14 protein-coding genes are annotated in these 19,121 nt (G+C 76.7%); 9 read left to right on the top strand and 5 right to left on the bottom strand.

The window, feature by feature from the left end; all coding sequences use genetic code 11:
- Positions 1 to 65: 65 nt before the first annotated feature.
- The 7 genes from recC (at position 66) to EYB28_RS03680 (ending at position 12,341) form a co-directional block, all read left to right on the top strand.
- Positions 66 to 3,497 (top strand): exodeoxyribonuclease V subunit gamma, encoded by a 3,432-nt coding sequence (gene recC, locus EYB28_RS03710; RefSeq protein ID WP_166844959.1) that lies wholly within the window; start codon positions 66 to 68, stop codon positions 3,495 to 3,497.
- Positions 3,497 to 7,033, top strand: a complete 3,537-nt coding sequence (locus EYB28_RS03705; RefSeq protein ID WP_166844958.1) for a UvrD-helicase domain-containing protein — start codon at positions 3,497 to 3,499, stop codon at positions 7,031 to 7,033. The genes recC and EYB28_RS03705 overlap by 1 nt, the downstream gene beginning before the upstream one ends.
- Complete coding sequence (gene recD, locus EYB28_RS03700; RefSeq protein WP_166844957.1) at positions 7,030 to 8,940, top strand: exodeoxyribonuclease V subunit alpha; 1,911 nt, start codon at positions 7,030 to 7,032, stop codon at positions 8,938 to 8,940. The genes EYB28_RS03705 and recD overlap by 4 nt, the downstream gene beginning before the upstream one ends.
- A gap of 174 nt (positions 8,941 to 9,114) precedes the next feature.
- Positions 9,115 to 10,170, top strand: coding sequence for an LLM class flavin-dependent oxidoreductase (locus tag EYB28_RS03695; protein WP_166844956.1), 1,056 nt, complete (start codon positions 9,115 to 9,117; stop codon positions 10,168 to 10,170).
- A 64-nt stretch (positions 10,171 to 10,234) separates the two neighbouring features.
- Entirely contained in the window at positions 10,235 to 10,969 is a 735-nt protein-coding gene (locus tag EYB28_RS03690) for an MBL fold metallo-hydrolase (RefSeq protein ID WP_166851631.1), read from the top strand.
- Between the two features lie 63 nt (positions 10,970 to 11,032).
- Positions 11,033 to 11,941 carry an LLM class flavin-dependent oxidoreductase gene (locus EYB28_RS03685; RefSeq protein WP_166844955.1) on the top strand — a complete coding sequence of 303 codons (909 nt, stop codon included), beginning with the start codon at positions 11,033 to 11,035 and terminating at the stop codon, positions 11,939 to 11,941.
- Between the two features lie 28 nt (positions 11,942 to 11,969).
- Positions 11,970 to 12,341, top strand: coding sequence for a VOC family protein (locus EYB28_RS03680; RefSeq protein ID WP_166844954.1), 372 nt, complete (start codon positions 11,970 to 11,972; stop codon positions 12,339 to 12,341).
- Positions 12,342 to 12,365: 24 nt separating this feature from the next.
- Here the strand turns inward: EYB28_RS03680 and EYB28_RS03675 are convergent, their stop codons facing one another.
- Genes EYB28_RS03675 through purS form a run of 3 tightly spaced genes read right to left on the bottom strand, consistent with a single transcriptional unit; the run spans position 12,366 to position 13,886 of the window.
- On the bottom strand, positions 12,366 to 12,878 hold the full coding sequence (locus EYB28_RS03675; protein ID WP_166844953.1) for a GNAT family N-acetyltransferase: 513 nt from the start codon (positions 12,876 to 12,878) through the stop codon (positions 12,366 to 12,368).
- Positions 12,879 to 12,909: 31 nt separating this feature from the next.
- The gene (gene purQ, locus EYB28_RS03670) at positions 12,910 to 13,626 is read right to left on the bottom strand and encodes a phosphoribosylformylglycinamidine synthase subunit PurQ (RefSeq protein WP_166844951.1); all 717 of its coding nucleotides are present in this window, start codon (positions 13,624 to 13,626) and stop codon (positions 12,910 to 12,912) included.
- On the bottom strand, positions 13,626 to 13,886 hold the full coding sequence (gene purS / locus EYB28_RS03665; RefSeq protein WP_166844949.1) for a phosphoribosylformylglycinamidine synthase subunit PurS: 261 nt from the start codon (positions 13,884 to 13,886) through the stop codon (positions 13,626 to 13,628). Before purS ends, purQ begins: the two co-directional genes overlap by 1 nt.
- 276 nt (positions 13,887 to 14,162) lie before the next feature.
- On the opposite strand from purS, the gene EYB28_RS03660 reads away from it, so the two are divergent.
- Complete coding sequence (locus EYB28_RS03660; protein ID WP_166844947.1) at positions 14,163 to 15,035, top strand: DUF4190 domain-containing protein; 873 nt, start codon at positions 14,163 to 14,165, stop codon at positions 15,033 to 15,035.
- A 47-nt stretch (positions 15,036 to 15,082) separates the two neighbouring features.
- Here EYB28_RS03660 and EYB28_RS03655 read toward each other — a convergent pair whose 3' ends face one another.
- On the bottom strand, positions 15,083 to 16,030 hold the full coding sequence (locus tag EYB28_RS03655; protein WP_166851628.1) for a phosphoribosylaminoimidazolesuccinocarboxamide synthase: 948 nt from the start codon (positions 16,028 to 16,030) through the stop codon (positions 15,083 to 15,085).
- A 155-nt stretch (positions 16,031 to 16,185) separates the two neighbouring features.
- Here EYB28_RS03655 and EYB28_RS03650 point away from each other — a divergent pair, with 155 nt between their 5' ends.
- Positions 16,186 to 17,706 carry an arylsulfotransferase family protein gene (locus tag EYB28_RS03650; RefSeq protein WP_166844945.1) on the top strand — a complete coding sequence of 507 codons (1,521 nt, stop codon included), beginning with the start codon at positions 16,186 to 16,188 and terminating at the stop codon, positions 17,704 to 17,706.
- A 13-nt stretch (positions 17,707 to 17,719) separates the two neighbouring features.
- Here EYB28_RS03650 and purD read toward each other — a convergent pair whose 3' ends face one another.
- Positions 17,720 to 19,003 carry a phosphoribosylamine--glycine ligase gene (gene purD / locus EYB28_RS03645; RefSeq protein ID WP_166844943.1) on the bottom strand — a complete coding sequence of 428 codons (1,284 nt, stop codon included), beginning with the start codon at positions 19,001 to 19,003 and terminating at the stop codon, positions 17,720 to 17,722.
- Positions 19,004 to 19,121 lie beyond the last annotated feature (118 nt).

Here is a 19,121-nt window from a genome sequence, read left to right as displayed (position 1 = left end):
CGCGACGACGGAGGGCTGTGGACGGACGGCACGCCGCTGTCGGTCCGACCCCGTAACCTGGCCGCGTGCTGCACATCCACCGCTCCGAGCGCGCCGACGCGCTGGTCGAGCCGCTGGCGGAGGTGCTGGCCGCGCCGCCCGAGGACCCGTTCGCGCCCGACGTCGTCGCCGTGCCCACGCGCGGCATCGAGCGGTGGCTGGCGCAGCGGCTGGCGCACCATCTGGGCGCGGGCGACGGCGCGGGCGTCTGCGCGAACGTCGACTTCGGCTCGCCCGCGCGGCTGGTCGGCTCGGCGACGGCGGCGGTGACCGGCGTCGAGCCGGACGACGACCCGTGGCGCCGCGCGCGCCTGGTCTGGCCGGTACTCGAGACGATCGACGCGGCGCTCGGCGAGCCTTGGGCCGCGCCGCTCGCCCGGTACGTGGGCGCGGAGGACGACGTGGTGCGCCGGTCGCGCCGCCTGGCACTGGCCCAGCGCGTGGCCGGTCTGTTCTCCTCGTACGCGCAGCAGCGGCCAGGCCTGCTCGTCGCGTGGCTGGACGGCGGCGAGGGGGCGCCCGACGACGACGGGGCCGGCCGGCCGGTGCCCGCCGACCTCGCCTGGCAGCCGGTCCTGTGGCGCCGCGTGCGGGACGCGATCGGGGCGCCGAGCCCGCCCGAGGTCCTCGGGGACGCCGTGACCCGCCTCGTCGACGACCCGGCCGCGGTGGACCTGCCCTCCCGGCTGTCCGTGTTCGGCCCCACCCGGCTGCCGGCCGACCAGCTCGCCGTCCTGCGCGCGCTGGCCGCGCACCGCGAGGTGCACCTGTGGCTGCCGCACCCCTCCCCTGCCCTGTGGGACTCCGTCGCCGGCGGCCCGGCGGGCGTCGCCCGCCGCGCCGACGTGCCCCTGCTGGCGCGCCACCCCCTGCTCGCCTCCACGGCGCGGGACTCGGTGGAGCTGCAGCTGCGCCTCGCCGCCGACGGCGAGGCGGCGACCGGCGCGGGCACCGACGTCGGCGTGCGCACGACGCACCACCCGGCGGCAGACCCGCCGGCCACGCTCCTCGGGGCCCTGCAGCGCGCGGTGCACGCTGACGAGCCGGCGCCCGAGCCGACGGACGTCGGGCCGACGGACCGCAGCGTCCAGGTGCACGCCTGCCACGGCCGGGCCCGCCAGGTCGACGTGCTGCGCGAGGTGCTCACCGGGCTGTTCGCCGCCGACCCCACGCTGGAGCCGCGCGACGTCATCGTCATGTGCCCCGACGTGGAGGCGTTCGCGCCGCTGGTCACCGCGACGTTCGGCGCGGCGCCCGACGGTGTGCCGGTGCACCCCGGCCAGCGGCTACGTGTCAGCCTCGCGGACCGGGGCGCGGGCGTCGTCAACCCTGTGCTCGGCGTCCTCGCCACCCTGCTGCGCCTCGCGGACGGTCGCGTCACGGCGTCCGAGGTGCTCGACCTGGCGGCCGCCGAGCCGGTGCGCCGCCGCTTCCGCCTGTCGGACGACGACCTGGACCGCTGGCGGGACTGGGCCGTCGAGGTGGGCGTGCGCTGGGGCGAGGACGGGACGCGCCGCGCCCGCTTCGGCATCGACGCCCGGGTGCGCCAGGGCACCTGGGACGCGGCGCTCGACCGGGTGCTGCTGGGCGTCGCGATGGCCGAGGAGGACTCCCGATTCGTGGGGCCCGCGCTGCCCCTGGACGACGTCGGCTCCACCGACGTCGACGTCGCCGGGCGGTTCGCCGAGCTGGTGGCCCGGCTCACCGACCTACTGGCCGGCCTCGACGGGCCGCGACCGCTCGGCGACTGGCTGGACGTGCTCGACCGCGCGGTCACGCTGCTGACGGACCCCGCCCCCGACGACGCGTGGCAGACCGTCCAGGCGCGCCGCGTCCTGGGCGACGTGCGCGCCGCGGGGGCGTCCGCGGGCGGGCCCGCGGGCTCCGACCTGCGCCTGGAGGACGTGCGGGCGCTGCTCGGCGACCGGCTGGCGGGCCGCCCCACCCGGGCAGGCTTCCGCACCGGGGCGCTCACCGTGTGCTCGCTCGAGCCGATGCGCGCGGTGCCCCACCGGGTGGTGTGCCTGCTGGGCATGGACGACGGCGTGTTCCCGCGCTCCGCGTCCCCCGACGGCGACGACCTGCTCGCCCGTGACGCCTGCCTCGGGGAGCGCGACCGGCGCAGCGAGGACCGGCACATCTTCCTCGACGCGCTCACCGCGGCCCGCGAGCACCTGGTGGTGCTGCACTCCGGCGCCGACGAGCGGACGGGCGCCGCCCGCCCGCCCGCCGTCCCGGTGGCCGAGCTGCTCGACGCCCTCGACCGCGTCGGGCGCACGGCCGACGGCTCCCCGGTGCGGGAGCAGGTCGTCGTGCGGCACCCGCTGCAGGTGGTCGGCGAGCGCAACTTCGTCGCCGGGGCGCTCGGGGGCACGGGCCCGTTCAGCTTCGACGTCGCCGCGTTCGACGGCGCCCGGGCGGGCCGCGGAGAGCGCGCGGAGCCGGGCCCGCTCGTCGCCGAGCCGCTCGCGCCACGCGACGACGCCCGGCCCGGCGTGGCCGGCGCGCCCACCGTGGACCTCGACGACCTGGTGGCGCTGCTGGAGCACCCCGCCCGCTGGTTCGTCACCACGACGCTCGCGGCACGCATCGCACGGGACGAGGACGAGGTCGACGACCGTCTGCCGCTGACGATGGAGCCGCTGGCGAAGTGGGGCGCCGGGGACCGCATCCTCACCGCGCTGCTCGCCGGCACCGACCCCGACCTGGCGTTCCAGGCGGAGTGGCGCCGGGGCCAGGCCCCGCCGCGGCGCCTCGGCTTCACCGCCCTGCGCGACGTCGTGGACCGGGTCCGCCCCGTGCAGGCGATGACGCAGAACGTCACGACCGGCGTGGGCGCGGCCCGCGCCGTGGACGTGGCCGCGACCCTGCCGTCCGGCGTGGTGGTCGCGGGCACGGTGCCGGCCGTGCACGACGGCCGGGTGGTGCGGGCCGAGTACTCCAAGCTGGGGCCGAAGCACCGGTTGCGGGCGTGGCTGCAGGTGCTCGCGCTGGCGGCGTCGCCCGGCCCCCCGCCCGCGGGCTCCTGGCACGCCGCCACGGTCGGGCGGGCGCCGGGGCGCAGCCCGCGCGCGGCGTGGAGCCGCATCGACGCGCCGGACGCGACCGAGGCCGCGCGGCTGCTGGACGACCTGGTGGGGCTGCGGGCCGCGGCCGCGCGCGCCCCGCTGCCGGTCCCGCCGGAGGCCGCGCACGCCTACGCCGTCTCCCGCGGCGGCGGGACGGGCGACCCCGGCCAGGCCATGAGCGAGGCGCGCTACACATGGAACGGCGGCTTCGAGCGAGCCGACCCCTATCACGTGCTCTGCTGGGGCGACGGGGCCGCCCTCGACGCCTTCGCCGGCGTCCCGGACGACGACGACCGCCGCGCGTTCCCCGACGAACCGACCCGGCTGGGCGCGCTCGCCCGGCGCGTGTGGGACCCGCTGCTGGCCCACGAGCAGAAGGGGACCACCTGATGTCCGCCGACACCTCGCCCGGCACCGCATCCGGCGCCGTGCCCGGCACCGCCGGGGCGCCGTCCGCGGTGTTCGACGTCTGCGGACCGCTGCCGCAGGGCACGACGGTGCTCGAGGCGAGCGCCGGCACCGGCAAGACGTTCACGATCGCCGCGCTCGCGACCCGCTACGTCGCCGAGGGCGTCGCCGAGCTGCACGAGCTGATGCTGGTGACGTTCGGGCGGGCGGCCACCTCGGAGCTGCGCGACCGGGTGCGCGAACGGCTGGTGAGCACCGAGCGCGCGCTGCGGGGCCCGGACCCGGCCCGCAGCGACGACCCGGTGGTCGCGCTGCTGGCCGACGTCGACCCGGCCGAGCTGGACCGGCGGCGCGCCCGGCTGACGGTCGCGCTCTCGCAGCTCGACGCGGCGACCATCACGACCACGCACGGCTTCTGCCAGCAGATGCTCGTGGCCCTGGGGATCGCCGCGGACGTCGACCCGGCCGCGACGTTCGTCCCCGACGTGGCGGACCTCGTGCGCGAGGTCTCCGACGACCTGTACGTGCGGCGCTTCGCGGACGAGGCCTCGCCGGCCCTCACCCCGACGACGGCCGCCGAGCTGGGGCGTGCCGCGGTGAGCGACCACCAGGCGGTGGTCGAGCCCGCCGAGCCGGGCGGCGCCGCGCCCTCGAGCCTCGGCACGCTGCGCCAGGCGGTGGCCGCCGAGACCCGCGCGGAGACGCTGCGTCGCAAGCGGGCGCAGCACCTCATGGACTACGACGACCTGCTGGTGCTGCTCCGGGACGCCCTGGCCGACCCCGAGCACGGGCCCACGGCGGCCGAGCGGGTGCGCTCGCGGTACCGCGTGGTCATGGTGGACGAGTTCCAGGACACCGACCCGGTCCAGTGGCAGATCCTGCGCACGGCGTTCGTGGGGCACCGCACGCTCGTGCTCATCGGCGACCCGAAGCAGGCCATCTACGCGTTCCGCGGCGCGGACGTCGTGGCGTACCTCGACGCGCGCGACGAGGCAGGCACCGTGGCGACGCTCGGCACGAGCTGGCGCAGCGACGGCCCGCTGCTGCGCGCCCTGGACGCCGTCCTCGGCGGGACGGCGCTCGGGGACGAGCGCATCGTCGTGCGCCCGGTCGAGGCGGCGCACGGCGGGTCCCGGTTCGACGGCGGCCCGCCGCTGCGGCTGCGCCAGGTCACACGGGGCTCGCTGGGCCTCTCCCCCGGCGAGACGCCACCGGTGGGCGCGCCCCGCGCGCTCGTGGCCGCGGACGTCGCGGCGGACGTCGCGGCCCGCCTGGGCCGGGACCGGCTCCACGACCCCGACCCGGGGGCGGACGACGGATGGCGCACCCTCGAGCCGCGGGACGTCGCGGTGCTCACCCGCACCAACGCCCAGGCGGAGGCGGTGCGGTCGGCGCTCGTGGCGCGCGGCGTGCCCGCCGTCGTCTCCGGCCTGTCGAGCGTCTTCGCGACGCCGTCGGCCCGCGACTGGCTCACGCTGCTGGCCGCGCTGGAGCAGCCGGGGTCCCACGGCCGGGCCGCGGCCCTGGCGCTCACGCCGTTCGTCGGCTGGGACGCCGCCCGGCTCGCGACGGCGGACGACGCCGCCCACGACGCCCTGTCCGACACGGTGCGCCGCTGGGCACGGCTCCTCGCGACCCGCGGCGTGGCGGCGCTGCACGAGGCGGTGACCCGCGACGGGCTCGCGGAGCGGCTGCTGCGCACCTCCGCCGGCGAGCGCCGGCTGACCGACCTGCGGCACGTGGGCGAGGTCCTGCACGTGGCCGCGGTGACGGAGGGCCTGGGCGCGTCGGCGCTCACGGGCTGGCTGCGCCGGCGCATCCGCGAGGCGGCGGAGGACTACGACGAGGAGCGCAGCCGGCGCCTGGAGACCGACGCCGCGGCCGTCCAGGTCGTCACGGTGCACGCCAGCAAGGGGCTGGAGTTCGGCGTCGTGTACGTGCCGTACGGGTGGGACCGGTTCGAGTCCGACCAGCCGGGGGTGCTGCGGTTCCACGCGGGCGACGGGCGCCGCATCCTGCACGTCGGCGGCCCCGGTTCGTTCGGGTACGACGCGGCGCTCGACCGGCACCGGGCCGAGGAGCGCGGCGAGGACCTGCGGCTGCTCTACGTGGCGCTGACGCGCGCCCGGCACCAGGTGGTGGCGCACTGGGCGCCGACCAAGCGGAACACGGCCAAGGGCGCGCTGACGCGCGTGCTCCTGGCGGACCGCACCCTCGACGGCCAGCCGGCGACGCACGCGGGCCAGCCGGCCATGCGCGACGACGCCGTGCGGGGCACGCTCGCCGCGCTCGCCGAGCGGGCGGGCGGCGCGGTCGCCGTCGAGGAGGTCCCCGCGCGGCCGTCCACCGCCCCGTGGCGGCCCGCCGAGCGGGCTGACCCGCCGCTGGCCGTCGCCCACCTCGACCGGGTGCCGGACCCGACGTGGCGGCGGGCGTCGTACAGCGCCCTGACGGCGGCGGCGCACGCGCGGCCGCGGCCGGCCGCCGCGACGGCGGTCGCACCGCCGCCGACCGCCGTGGGGGGCGTCGAGTCCGAGCCGGAGGACGGCGGGCTGCGCGACGAGCCCGACGCCCCGGAGGCGCCCGCCCTGCTCCGCGCCGACGCGGGGCAGCCCGCGGACGCCCCGGGCCTCGACCTGCCCTCGCCGATGTCCGGGCTCCCGGCGGGCACCGGGTTCGGCACGCTCGTGCACGAGGTGCTGGAGTACGTCGACACGGCCGCCCCGGACCTGGACGCCGAGATCCTCGCCCGGTGCACGGCGGCCGCGACCGTGCGCGTGCCCGGCACCGACCCGGCCGACCTGGCCGCCGCGCTCGGCGTCGTGGCCCGCACGCCCCTCGGGCCGCTCGCCGCGGGCCGCACGCTCGCCGACGTGCCGCCGCCCGACCGGCTCGCGGAGCTGGAGTTCGAGCTGCCGCTGGCCGGCGGGGACGGGCACGACGGCGGGCGTCCCGGCGCGGGGGCAGGCCTGGCCGACGTCGCGGCGCTGCTGGGGCGGTTCCTCGCCGACGACGACCCGTTCGCGGCGTACCCGGCGATGCTGACCGAGCTCGCCGAGGCCACGGCGGCGGAGGTCGGCGACCGGCGGCTGCGCGGCTACCTCACCGGGTCCGTCGACGCGGTGCTGCGGGTCGTCGGCGACGACGGCGTCCCGAGGTTCCTGGTCGTGGACTACAAGACGAACCGGCTCGGCGTGCCCGACGCGCCCCTCACGGCGCACGACTACCGGCCCGCGGCGACGGTCGACGCGATGCTGCACGCGCACTACCCGCTGCAGATGGTGCTCTACCTGGTGGCGCTGCACCGGTACCTGCGCTGGCGGCTGCCCGGGTACGACCCGGAGGTGCACCTGGGCGGCGGCCTGTACCTGTTCGTGCGCGGCATGTGCGGTCCGGGCACCCCGCTCGGCCCCGACGGGGCGCCGTTCGGCGTGGTGTCCTGGCGCCCGCCGCCCGGGCTGGTGCCGGCGCTCTCGGCGCTGCTGGACCGGGGGACGGACGACGGAGGGATCGCATGACGACGGTCACGGCACCTGCGGGTCCCGCGGCGGGCGACGGCGACGTGCGGGTCGCCGTCGGCGCCCCAGGGCTGCTGCGCGACTACAACGCCGCCGGCGTCGTCGCGGCGACCGACGTGCACGTCGCCACGCGGCTGGGGCGCCTCACGGGCGAGGACGACGCGCGGGTGCTGCTCGCTGTCGCCCTCGCGGTACGGGCCCTGCGCGGCGGGTCGGTGTGCCTGCGGCTCGACGCCGACGAGCTCGCGGCGCTCGCCCGCCCGGAGGACGCCGACCGCACCGACGGGGACGCGCCGCCCGCGGAGCCGCCCCCCTGGCCCGCACCCGAGGAGTGGGTGGCGGCGATCGAGGCGAGCCCGCTCGTCGCCGCGGGTCTCGACGGGCCGGCGGACCGCCCCGCGCGCTGGGTCGGCGGCCGCCTCTACCTGGACCGGTACTGGCGCGACGAGCTGACCGTGCGGCACCTGGTCGACGCCCGCCTGCGGGCCGACCCCCCGGCCCCGGACGAGGCCCGGCTCGACGCGGCCCTCGCCCGCCTGTTCCCCGCCGCGGGCGACGCGCGCCAGCGCCTCGCGGCCGAGCACGCGGCCCACCGCCGGCTCACCGTGCTCACGGGCGGCCCGGGCACCGGCAAGACGACGACGGTGGCGCGGCTGCTCGCCGTGCTGCAGGACACCGCCGCCGGTGACGGCGAGACCGGCCCTGCCCTGCGGGTCGCGCTCGCCGCCCCCACGGGCAAGGCGGCCGCGCGGCTGCAGGAGGCGGTGCGCGGCGTCGTCGGGCAGCTCTCCCCCGCCGACCGGGCACGGACCGGGGCCCCCGAGGCCACGACGGTGCACCGCCTGCTCGGGTACCGCAGCGCCACCCGGTTCCGGCACCACGCCGGGCACCACCTGCCCCACGACGTGGTCGTCGTCGACGAGACGTCGATGGTCCCGCTGTCCCTCATGGCACGGCTCCTGGAGGCGGTACGGCCCGACGCGCGCCTGCTGCTGGTGGGCGACCCCGACCAGCTCGCGTCCGTCGAGGCGGGCGCGGTGCTGGGCGACCTCGTGGCGCGACCGCCCGTCGCGCCGCCGCCGGCCCGTCCCCGGGCGGCCGAGGCCGACCCCGACGACCTGGGCAACGGGGTCGTGCGGCTCGTGACCGTGCACCGGCAGGGATCCGACTCGGCGATCCTGCCGCTCGCCTCCGCGATCCGCGACGGGGACGCGGACACCGTCCTGGACGTCCTGCGCACGGGAGCGGGCGGCGTCGAGCTGATGGAGGCCGACACGGAACGTCTCGACGAGGGCGCGGTGGCCGGGCTGCGCGACGACGCCGTGGCCGCGGGCCGCCGGCTGGTCGCCGCGGCACGCGCCGGCGACGCGGCGGGGGCGCTCGAGGCGCTGTCCGCGCACCGGGTGATGGTCGCGCACCGCAGGGGCCCGGTGGGCGTCGCCCGCTGGGCGGCGCAGGTCGAGGCGTGGGTCGAGGAGGCCACCGCCACCGGCGGGCCCGCCGCCACCACGCCGTGGGTGGTCGGCAGGCCGCTGCTCGTGACCGCGAACGACGCCGAGGTGGGGCTGTACAACGGCGACACCGGCGTGGTCGTCGCCGCCGACGACGGCGCCGTGGCCGTGTTCGGCGACCAGGACGCGCCGATGACTGTCCGCACCCACCGGCTTCCTCCCGTCGAGACGGTGCACGCGATGACGGTGCACCGCGCGCAGGGCAGCCAGTTCCGCCGCGTGTCGCTGGTGCTGCCGCCGGAGAGCTCGCCGCTGCTGACCCGCGAGCTGCTGTACACGGCGGTGACACGCGCCCAGGAGCACGTGCGCGTCGTGGCGAGCGCCGACGCCGTCCGTGCCGCCGTCGCCCACCCCGTGCGCCGCGCGAGCGGACTCCGCGAACCCCTCCCCTCCTGACCGGCTCCCCTCCGCCCGTCCCGCATTCCCTGATCGGTTGCGGGGAGGTGCCGAACATGTGGTTGGTCCGGGACTCAGACCCTGAGTCCCGGACCAACCACATGTTCGGCACCCCTGTAGCGCATGGTCGACGGCTCGGAATAGGCATGTGCCGGGCGGCGGTTGACCCAGGCGATGACCACGCCGACTTACTCTCCCACGCCTCCGCGCCTGTCCGTCCTCGACCTCGTCCCGGTCCGCACCGGGCAGTCCAGCGCCCAGGCGCTCGCCTCGTCGCTCGCCCTGGTGCGCCGCGCCGACGAGCTCGGCTTCGCGCGGTACTGGTTCGCCGAGCACCACAACATGCCCGCCGTCGCCGCGTCCACGCCGCCCGTGATGATCGCGGCCGCGGCCACGCAGACGCGGCGCATCCGCGTCGGCTCCGGCGGCGTCATGCTGCCCAACCACGCCCCGCTCGTCGTGGCCGAGCAGTTCGCGGCCCTCGAGGCGCTCGCGCCCGGGCGCATCGACCTCGGCATCGGCCGGGCGCCCGGCTCCGATCCCGTTGTCACCGCCCTGCTGCGCGCGTCGGGCCCGACGTCGGACGTCGAGCGGTTCGGAGAGCACGTGCAGAACATCCTGTCGCTGATGCGGCCCGACGGCGCCCAGCTCCGCCTTGGCGACGGCAACGTCTACGACGTGCACGCCACCCCGGCGGCCGAGGCCGCGCCGACGATCTGGCTCCTCGGCTCCAGCGACTACTCCGCCCGCCTCGCGGCCGAGCTCGGGCTGCCGTACGTCTTCGCCAACCACTTCTCCGGGGCCGGCATCGACCAGGTGCTCGCGCTGTACCGCGACGGCTACCGGCCGAGCGAGGCCCACCCCGAGCCGCGCACCTTCCTCACCGTGAACGCCGTCGTCGCCCCCACCGCCGACGAGGCGTCCGAGCGCGCCCTCCCTCAGCTGCGGGCGATGGCCCGGCTGCGCACCGGCAAGCCGATGGGCCGCGCCGAGACCGTCGAGGAGGCGCTGGCCGCCCCGCTCGACCAGCTCGGCGAGCAGATGATCGGCGACATGCGCGCGCGGTGGATCATCGACGAGCCCGACGCCGCGCGGGCCGAGGTGGCGGCGCTCGCCGCCCGGCACGGCGCCGACGAGGTGATGGTCGTGCCCGTCGCGGGCACGTACGCCGGGGAGCCGCTGGACGAGACGCCCGGCCGGGTGCGGACCCTCGAGCTGCTGGCAGGCTGAGGTGGGCGCGACGTGGGACGTGACCCGCAGCGTCGCCGTCCTGCGCGCCGACAATCCCGGCCCGATGACGTTGGACGGCACACGCTCCGTCGTCCTGCGCGCGCCGGGCTCGTCGTCGTGCGTCGTCGTCGACCCCGGCCCGGACGACGAGGCGCACCTGCGGGCGCTCGCCGGGACCGGGCCGGTGGAACTGGTGCTGATCACGCACCGGCACGCCGACCACACGGCGGGATCGCCGCGCCTGCGCGAGTTCACGGGCGCCCCGGTGCGGGCGGCCGACCCGGCGCACTGCCACGGCGGCACGCCCCTGCGCGACGGGGAGACGATCCAGGCGGCCGGTGTCCGCGTGGACGTGCTCGCGACGCCGGGGCACACCGCCGACTCGGTGTCGTTCGTCGTCACCGGACCGGGCGAGGATCCCGTGGTCCTCACCGGCGACACCGTGCTCGGGCGCGGCACCACCGTCATCACCGAGCCCGACGGCTCCCTGGCCGACTACCTGGACAGCCTCGACGCCCTCGAACGTGTCGGAGAGGGCCGGCGCGCGGTCCCCGCGCACGGCCCCGCGCTCGACGACCTCGGCCCCGTGGTGCGCGCGTACCGGGCGCACCGGCTCGAGCGACTGGACCAGGTCCGGGGCGCCCTGGGCGAGCTCGGCGTCGACGCGGGCAGCGCCGTCGCCGACGGCGTCGTCGACGCCGTCGTCGACCAGGTGTATGCGGACGTCGACCCCGCCGTGCGGGGCGCGGCGCGGCAGTCCGTCGCGGCGCAGCTCACCTACCTGCGCTCCCGCGGCTGACGGCACCACCGGCGCCACCGGGCCGTGACAGCCCGTGTCGGAGGCGGCAGGCACGATAGCGGCATGACGGTCGCTGCTGCCCCACGCCCCGACGCCCCTGTCCGCCTCGGCATCGCCTTCGTCCCCACCCACGAGCCGGAGACGCTGCGCCCGCTCGCCACCACCGCGGAGGCGGCCGGTCTGGACGACCTGTGGGTCTGGGAGGACTGCTTCAAGCAGAGCGGCCTGGCGTCGGCGAGCGCGGCCCTGGCGTGGACGGAGCGGATCCGCGTCGGCATCGGCCTGATGCCCGCGCCGCTGCGCAGCACGGCGATCACGGCGATGGAGATCGCCACGCTCGCCCGCCTGTTCCCCGGCCGCTTCCTCCCCGCCGTCGGCCACGGCGTCCAGGAGTGGATGGCCCAGTCCGGGGTCCGCGCCGGGTCGCCGCTCACGCTGCTGCGCGAGCACACCGACGCGCTGCGCCGCCTGCTCGCGGGCGAGGAGGTGACGACGTCGGGCCGGTACGTGACGCTCGACCGCGTCCGCCTCGACTGGCCGCCGGAGCCGGGGCTGCCGCTGTGGCTGGGCGGCGTCGGGCCGAGGTCCCTCGCGCTGGTCGGCGAGCTGGGCGACGGTCTCGTGCTCGCGAACGCGCTGACGCCCGACGACGTACGCGGCTCGGTCGCGACGGCGCGGGACGCGGCGAAGGGGGCGGGCCGCCGACTGCCGGACGTGCACGCCACCCTGATCGCCGCCACAGGGCCCGGTGCCCAGGAGCGTCTCGACGCCGAGCTGCCGCAGTGGGGCGCCGAGCCCGGCCGAGGCGTCGGCGCGGCCGGCGACGCGCGGGCGATCGCCGACGGCGTCCTGCGCCTGGCCGACGCCGGCGCGACGGCCGTCGCGATCCAGCCGACCGCGGACGAGCCCGACCTGCCGGGACTCGTCGAGCTCCTGGGCCGCGAGGTCCGTCCCCTGCTGTCCACCGACTGACACCCGCCACCGAGAAGAGGTCCCTGCCATGGACTGGAAGATCGAGCTCATCTTCGTCCCCGTCACCGACGTGGACCGCGCCGCCGACTTCTACGAGCGCATCGGGTTCCACCGGGACCACGACCACCAGGTCAGCGACGACCTCCGGTTCGTCCAGATGACCCCGCCGGGGTCGGCCTGCTCCATCGCGTTCGGCACCGGCCTCGGCGGCGGCCTCGCGCCGGGCACCCAGGACTCGATCCAGGTGGTCGTGCCCGACGCCGACGAGGCGCTGGCCCACCTGCGCGGGCTCGGCGTGGCGGCCGAGGGCGTGGACGACCAGCCCTGGGGACGGTTCGTCACCTTCGACGACCCGGACGGCAACTCCTGGACCCTGCAGCAGCTGCGGCCGTGGAGCTGACCCCTCGGCGACGGCCGTGACCGGTCAGAGGCGCTTGCCGTAGCAGCGCTGCTTCTCCTCGTGGGCGTGGTCGCCGTACTTCTCGATCGGCGCGTACCCGAGCGCCTCGTACAGGCCGATCGCCTCCGGCTGCTCGATACCGGTCTCGAGGACGAAGCGGCGGAAGCCGACCCTGCGCGCCGCCGTCTCGACGTCGGCCATGAGCCGCTTGGCCAGACCCAGCCCGCGCCGGGCCGGGTCCACGTAGAGGCGCTTGACCTCGCCCGTGGCGGCCGGGTGCGTGGTGCCGCGCCCGCGGCCGTCGTCGGTGCCGGACACGTCCCGCACCGCGACGGTGGCGGCGGGCTCGCCGTCCACCCTGGCGACGAGCGTCACGACGATCGACGCCGGGTCGATGGCCGGCGCGTCGTCCTCGCCGCCGTACCGCACGGCCATCTCGGCCTCCTGCGCCGCGCGCAGGGCGGCGGCGCCGGGCGCGTCCCACGCCACGGCCTCGACCACGACCTGGTCGGCATGCTGGTGCGTCGTCGTGCTCACGGGGTGTCCTCTCGTCCGGCGGCCCGGGACGTCACGCCCGCACGAGGGACGCGAGCACGGAGGTGAAGAACCCGAGCCCGTCGGTCCCGGCCCGGGGGCCCGTCGCGTCCGCCGGCCCGAAGCCCGCCTCGACGGCGTGCTCGGGGTGCGGCATCAGGCCGACCACGTTGCCGCGGGCGTTGGTGATGCCCGCGATGTCGCGGCGCGAGCCGTTGGGGTTGCCGTCCTGGTAACGGAACGCGACCCGGCCCTCGCCCTCCAGCTCGTCCAGGGTGCGCTCGTCGGCGACGAACTGCCCGTCCTGGTTCTTCAGCGGGATGGTGATCCGCTGGCCCTGCTCGTAGGCGTTGGTCCAGGCCGTGTCGGCGTTCTCGACCGACAGCACCTGCTCTCGGCACACGAAGTGCAGGTGGTCGTTCTTGATCATCGAGCCCGGCAGCAGGTGTGCCTCGGTGAGCACCTGGAAGCCGTTGCAGATGCCGAGCACGGGCATGCCGCCCTTCGCGGCGTCCACGATGGCGTCCATCGCGGGCGCGAAGCGGCTGATCGCGCCGGCGCGCAGGTAGTCGCCGTAGGAGAACCCGCCCGGCAGCACGACGGCGTCGACCCCCTGCAGGTCCCCGTCCGCGTGCCACAGGGACACCGGCTCGCCGCCGGCGAGGCGCACCGCGCGGGCGGCGTCGCGGTCGTCGAGCGTGCCGGGGAAGGTGACGACGCCGATCCTGGCGGCCGCGAGCGTCTCCGGCATCAGGCGGACACCTCGGTGGCGTCGGTGACGGCGACGACGTCCTCGATCACCGGGTTGGACAGCACGGTCGTGGCGGCCTCGCGCGCCGCGGCCAGCACCTCCGGCGTCACCTCGCCGTCGACCTCGAGCTCGAACCGCTTGCCCTGACGGACCCCGCTGAACTGGGTGAAGCCGAGGCGCGGCAGCGCCCCGACGACGGCCTTGCCCTGGGGGTCCAGGATCTCGGGCTTGGGCATGACCTCGACGACGACGCGTCCCACGGGCGCTCCTTGAATCGTGACCGGGCAAGTCGGTGGGGCCGCCGCTCCGGGATCCCAGCAGGGACGCGCACCAGGAGGAGCGCGTGTGGCGAGCGGGAGCACGGCGGCGGGATTCCGCGTCGAGTCTACCTGTCGGGCGGCCGAGGGCCGGCGCCCGCCCTCGTCACCCCGCGACACGGCGTCGGGGGCGGGCGCTACCCTCGTGCGCGACGTGCGTCGACGCCCCCGGGCACCGCCCACGTCCACGACCCCGAGCCACGACACCAGAGAGGGCAGATGTCCGCCCCCACGCCGCCCACCGGCCCCACCCCGCCCGAGCAGCCGGCATCGCCGTCCACGCCGCAGGGCGGCGCGACCGACCCGTACGCGGTGTCCGGCGAGCCTCCTGCCGTTCCCGGGGCACCGCAGCCCCCCGCCCCTCCGTACGCGGCACCCGCCCCGTACACGACGCCCGACGCCGGCCCGGCGGCGCCCCCGCCCGGGTACGGCACGCCGTACTCCGCGCCGCAGCAGCCCAGGACGGACGGGGTGTCGGTCGCCGCGCTGGTCACCGGCATCCTGGGCATGGCGCTGATCCCACTCGGCCTCGGCATCGCCGGGGTGGTGCGCACCAAGCGCCCCGAGCGCTCGGGGCGCGGCCTCGCGATCGCGGGCATCGTCCTCGGTGCGCTCGGCACCATCGGTTGGGCGATCGCCATCGGTGCCGTCCTGTTCGTGGCGAGCAACCAGGACTTCCAGGACGCGTTCACCGAGGGCTTCGAGGAGAGCTACCAGGAGGGGCTGCAGGAGGGGATGGGCCTCGGCTACGACCAGGGCGACTGCTTCGACCTGCCGTACGAGGCCACGACCCTCGAGGACATCTCCCCGGCCGACTGCGACACCCCCCACACGTCGCAGGTCGTCGGCGTGCACACCCTCGAGGGCGACGCGTTCCCGGGCACCGACGAGATCGAGGCCAGCTTCGAGGACCTCTGCTCCCGTTCCTTCACCGTGTACGTGGGGATCGGCTACGAGGACTCGAGCCTGTCGATGTACTACATCGGCCCCGACGAGACGACGTGGGGCTTCGGCGACCGCCAAATGCTCTGCGTCGTGGAGAACCCCGACGGCACCCTGCTCGAGGACAGCGTCGCCTTCTCCCGCATGTGACGACGGGCCGCCGCAGCGCGGAGCCGGGCCCGCCCGGCGTCGACCTCTTAGCGCAGCGGCGAGCCCGTCAGCCGCTCGAACGCCTCCAGGTAGCGGTCCCGGGTCCGCCGCACCACGTCGTCGGGCAGCGGGGGCGGCGGGACGTCGCCGGACCGGTCCCAGCCGGACGCGTCGGACGTGAGCCAGTCCCGCACGAACTGCTTGTCGAAGCTCGGCTGCGCACGGCCCGGCTCCCACTGGTCCGCCGGCCAGAAGCGGGACGAGTCCGGGGTCAGCACCTCGTCGCCGAGGACGGTCGCGCCGGTGGCCGGGTCGACGCCGAACTCCAGCTTCGTGTCAGCGAGGATCACGCCGCGCTCGCGCGCGATCCGCTCGGCGCGAGCGTAGACCGCGAGGGTGAGGTCGCGCAGGCGCGACGCGTCGTCGTCGCCCAGCCGCCGGGCGACCTCCGCAAAGGTGACGTTCTCGTCGTGCTCGCCCTGCTCGGCCTTGGTGGCGGGGGTGAAGATCGGCTCGGGCAGCCGCGACCCGTCGACGAGCCCGGCGGGCAGCGGGATGCCGGTGACCTCGCCGCCGGCACGGTACTCGGCGAGGCCGGACCCGGTGAGGTAGCCGCGCGCGACGCACTCCACCGGGAACATGTCCAGCCGGCGGCAGATCATGGCGCGCCCGGCGACGACGTCGGGCACCAGGCCGTCGCCCGGCTCGGCGGACGGCTCGCACGAGACCACGTGGTTCGGCACGAGGTCGGCGAGCTGGTCGAACCACCACAGGCTGAGCTGGGTCAGCACCACGCCCTTGTCGGGGATGCTGGGGCTGAGCGCGTGGTCGTACGCGGAGACGCGGTCCGACGCGACGACGAGCACCACGTCGCCCAGCGGGTGCACCCCGCCGAGCGCCGGCAGGTCCGGCTCGTACAGGTCACGCACCTTGCCGGAGTAGACGTGCCGCCAGCCGGGCAGGTCCAGCGGGCCGCCGGCGAAGGCGTCGGACATCTCGGACGTCGAGGTGGGGCGCGCGTCGGTCACGGCGCCCAGTCTCTCACTGCGGGACCGACCCGGGGCCGCCGGGCCGATCTCCGGGACCTCGCGGCTCGGCGCCGCCGGGCGACCGGTGGCACCGGCACCGCCCGACACGGCAGGCTCAGCACATGGCCCCTCAGCGCGCACCCTCGTCCCGACGGCGCCGGACCGCCGTTCTCGGCGCCGGCGGCGTGCTCGCGCTCGCCCTCGTCTCCTGCGCCGGGGACGAGGACGAGGACGAGCCTGAACCGGCTCCCCGCACGTACCGCACCGTCGACATGTCGGCCCCGCCCCTCCCGGTCACCGAGGGGCCGGCAGCCGCGGACGACGACTCGGACCACCTCTACTTCCTCGCGCCGAAGAAGGAGGCCGAGCCGCACCTGGGCGGCCTGATCGTGGACGCCACCGGCGAGCCGGTCTGGATCGACCCGGCGGAGTCGCCGATCTACGACTTCCGCGTCCAGGAGTACCGGGGCGAGCCGGTCCTGACCTACTACGCCGGCAGGTCCGACGTCGTCGGGCACGGCACCGGCGACATCCACGTCCTCGACACGTCGTACGAGGAGATCGCGACCGTCACGACGGGCGCCGACCTCGAACCGCACCAGGCCGACCTGCACGACGCCACCATCACGCCCGAGGGCACGATGCTGGTCCTGTCCTACCCCGTCGTGCCGCGCGACCTGACCGCCGCGGGCGGCGACGAGGACGGCTACGTCTACGACGGCGTCGTCCAGGAGGTCGACGTCGCGACGGGCGAGGTGCTCTCCACCTGGTCCGCGCTCGACCACGTCGACCTCACCGACACGCACGCCACCGTCGAGCCCGAGGACGAGGAGGACGAGCCGTCGGGGACGGAGGAGGACCCGTTCGACTGGTTCCACGTCAACTCCGCGACCCTCACCCCCGACGGTGACCTGCTGGTCTCGTCCCGGCAGACCCACGCGGTGTACGTCGTCGACCGGTCGACCGGCGACGTCCGGTGGACGCTCGGCGGCAAGAGCTCGGACTTCACGATGGAGGGCTCGGGCGACGGTGACGAGCCCGGGACCGGCGCGCAGTTCGCCTGGCAGCACGACGCCCAGTGGCACGACGACGGCACCGTGACGGTGTTCGACAACCAGGGCGACCCCCCGGTCGGGAAGCACTCGCGCGGCCTGCGGCTGGACGTCGACACGGACGCCATGACCGCGTCGGTGGACCAGGAGTGGCTGCCCGGCGACCCGGACCGGCTCGCCGGGAGCCAGGGGAACATGCAGGTGCTCGAGGGCGGCAACGTCGTCATCGGCTGGGGCGACGCGCAGTGGACCAGCGAGTACACCGGCGACGGCACCCTCGTGCGCGAGTTCCCGCTGCTGGGTGGCGAGACCTACCGGGCCTACCGCTTCGACTGGCACGCGACGCCGTCCGACCCGCCCGCCGTCGTGGTGGACGGCGACACGGCCTCCGTGAGCTGGAACGGCGCGACCGACGTCGCGCGCTGGAGGCTGGTCGCCGGCGAGGACGCCGATACGGCCACGGAGGTCACGACCGTCCCGCGGTCCGGGTTCGAGACGGCCGTCCCTGGGGTGCCCGGCGACGCGGCCTACGTGGCGGTCCAGGCGCTCGACGCCGACGGCGAGGTGCTGGCGACCGGTACACCCGGCTGAGAGCGGTGTCCCGTCAGGGAACGGTGACCTCGCCCCGCTCGGCGGCCAGCGCGATGTCGGAGCGGTGGTGCGAGCCGTCGAGGCCGATCATCGCCACGCCCGCGTAGGACGCCGCGCGCGCGGCGGCGAGGTCGCGGCCCCGCCCGACGACGGACAGCACGCGCCCGCCCGCAGACACCAGGCCGCCGTCGCCGGACAGCGCGGTGCCGGCGTGCAGCACGTGCACCCCGTCCAGCGCCTCGGCGGCGGCGATCCCGCTGATCGGGTCGCCCTTGCGCGGCGACTCCGGGTAACCCTGCGAGGCGACGACGACGTTGACGACGGCGTCGTCGGACCAGCGCAGCGGCCCCACGTCGGCGAGGCGGCCCGTGGCGGCGGCGAGCAGCACCCCGGACAGCGGCGTGCGCAGGCGCGCGAGCACCGCCTGGATCTCCGGGTCGCCGAAGCGGGCGTTGAACTCCACGACGCGCGTGCCGCGGCTCGTCAGGGCCAGCCCCACGTAGAGGGTGCCGGCGAACGGGACGCCGCGGCGCGCCATCTCGTCCACGGTGGGCTGGGCGATGCGCTCGACGACCTCGGCGACGAGGCCCTCGGGCGCCCAGTCGAGCGGCGTGTAGGCGCCCATGCCGCCGGTGTTCGGGCCGGCGTCGCCGTCACCGACGCGCTTGAAGTCCTGCGCGGGCACCATCGGCACCACGGTGGTGCCGTCGCAGAGGCAGAACAGCGACACCTCGGGCCCGTCGAGGAATTCCTCGACGACGATCCGTCCGTCCGCGCCGCGCGCGGCCAGCGCGTCGCGCGCGTGGGCCATCGCGGCGTCCCGGTCCGGCGTCACGACGACGCCCTTGCCGGCCGCGAGCCCGTCGTCCTTGACCACGTACGGCGGTCCGAATGCGTCGAGGGCGGCGGCGACCTCGTCCGTGGTCGTGCACACGTGCGCCATCGCGGTCGGGACGTTCGCGGCCGCCATGACGTCCTTGGCGAACGCCTTCGAGCCCTCCAGCCGCGCCGCCTCGGCCGAGGGGCCGAAGACGGGGATCCCGGCGTCGCGCACCGCGTCGGCGACGCCCGCGACGAGCGGGGCCTCCGGGCCGACGACGACCAGCTCCGCGCCGAGCTCGCGCGCGAGCCGGGCGACCGCGGCGCCGTCGTTCGCGTCGACGGGGTGCAGCGTCGCCTGCGCGGCGATACCCGGGTTGCCGGGGGCGGCGTGCAGCTCGTGCGCCGGGTCCTCCGACGCGAGGGAGTGGACGATGGCGTGCTCGCGGGCACCGTTCCCGACGACGAGGATCTTCACGGGCAGCCATGCTAACCGGACCGTGACCTACGGCCTGGAACTGCGGGCTTCGCGCCGAGATTCCCGCAGACCCGGGACGCGCGACACGTGCTGTGGATGAGCCCTGCAGGAGATACCG

This window comes from Isoptericola sp. BMS4 (assembly GCF_011634835.1).
Lineage (GTDB): Bacteria > Actinomycetota > Actinomycetes > Actinomycetales > Cellulomonadaceae > Isoptericola.
The sequence above is the reverse complement of the archived record's forward strand: the minus strand, read 5'-3'. Positions and strand labels throughout refer to the sequence as shown.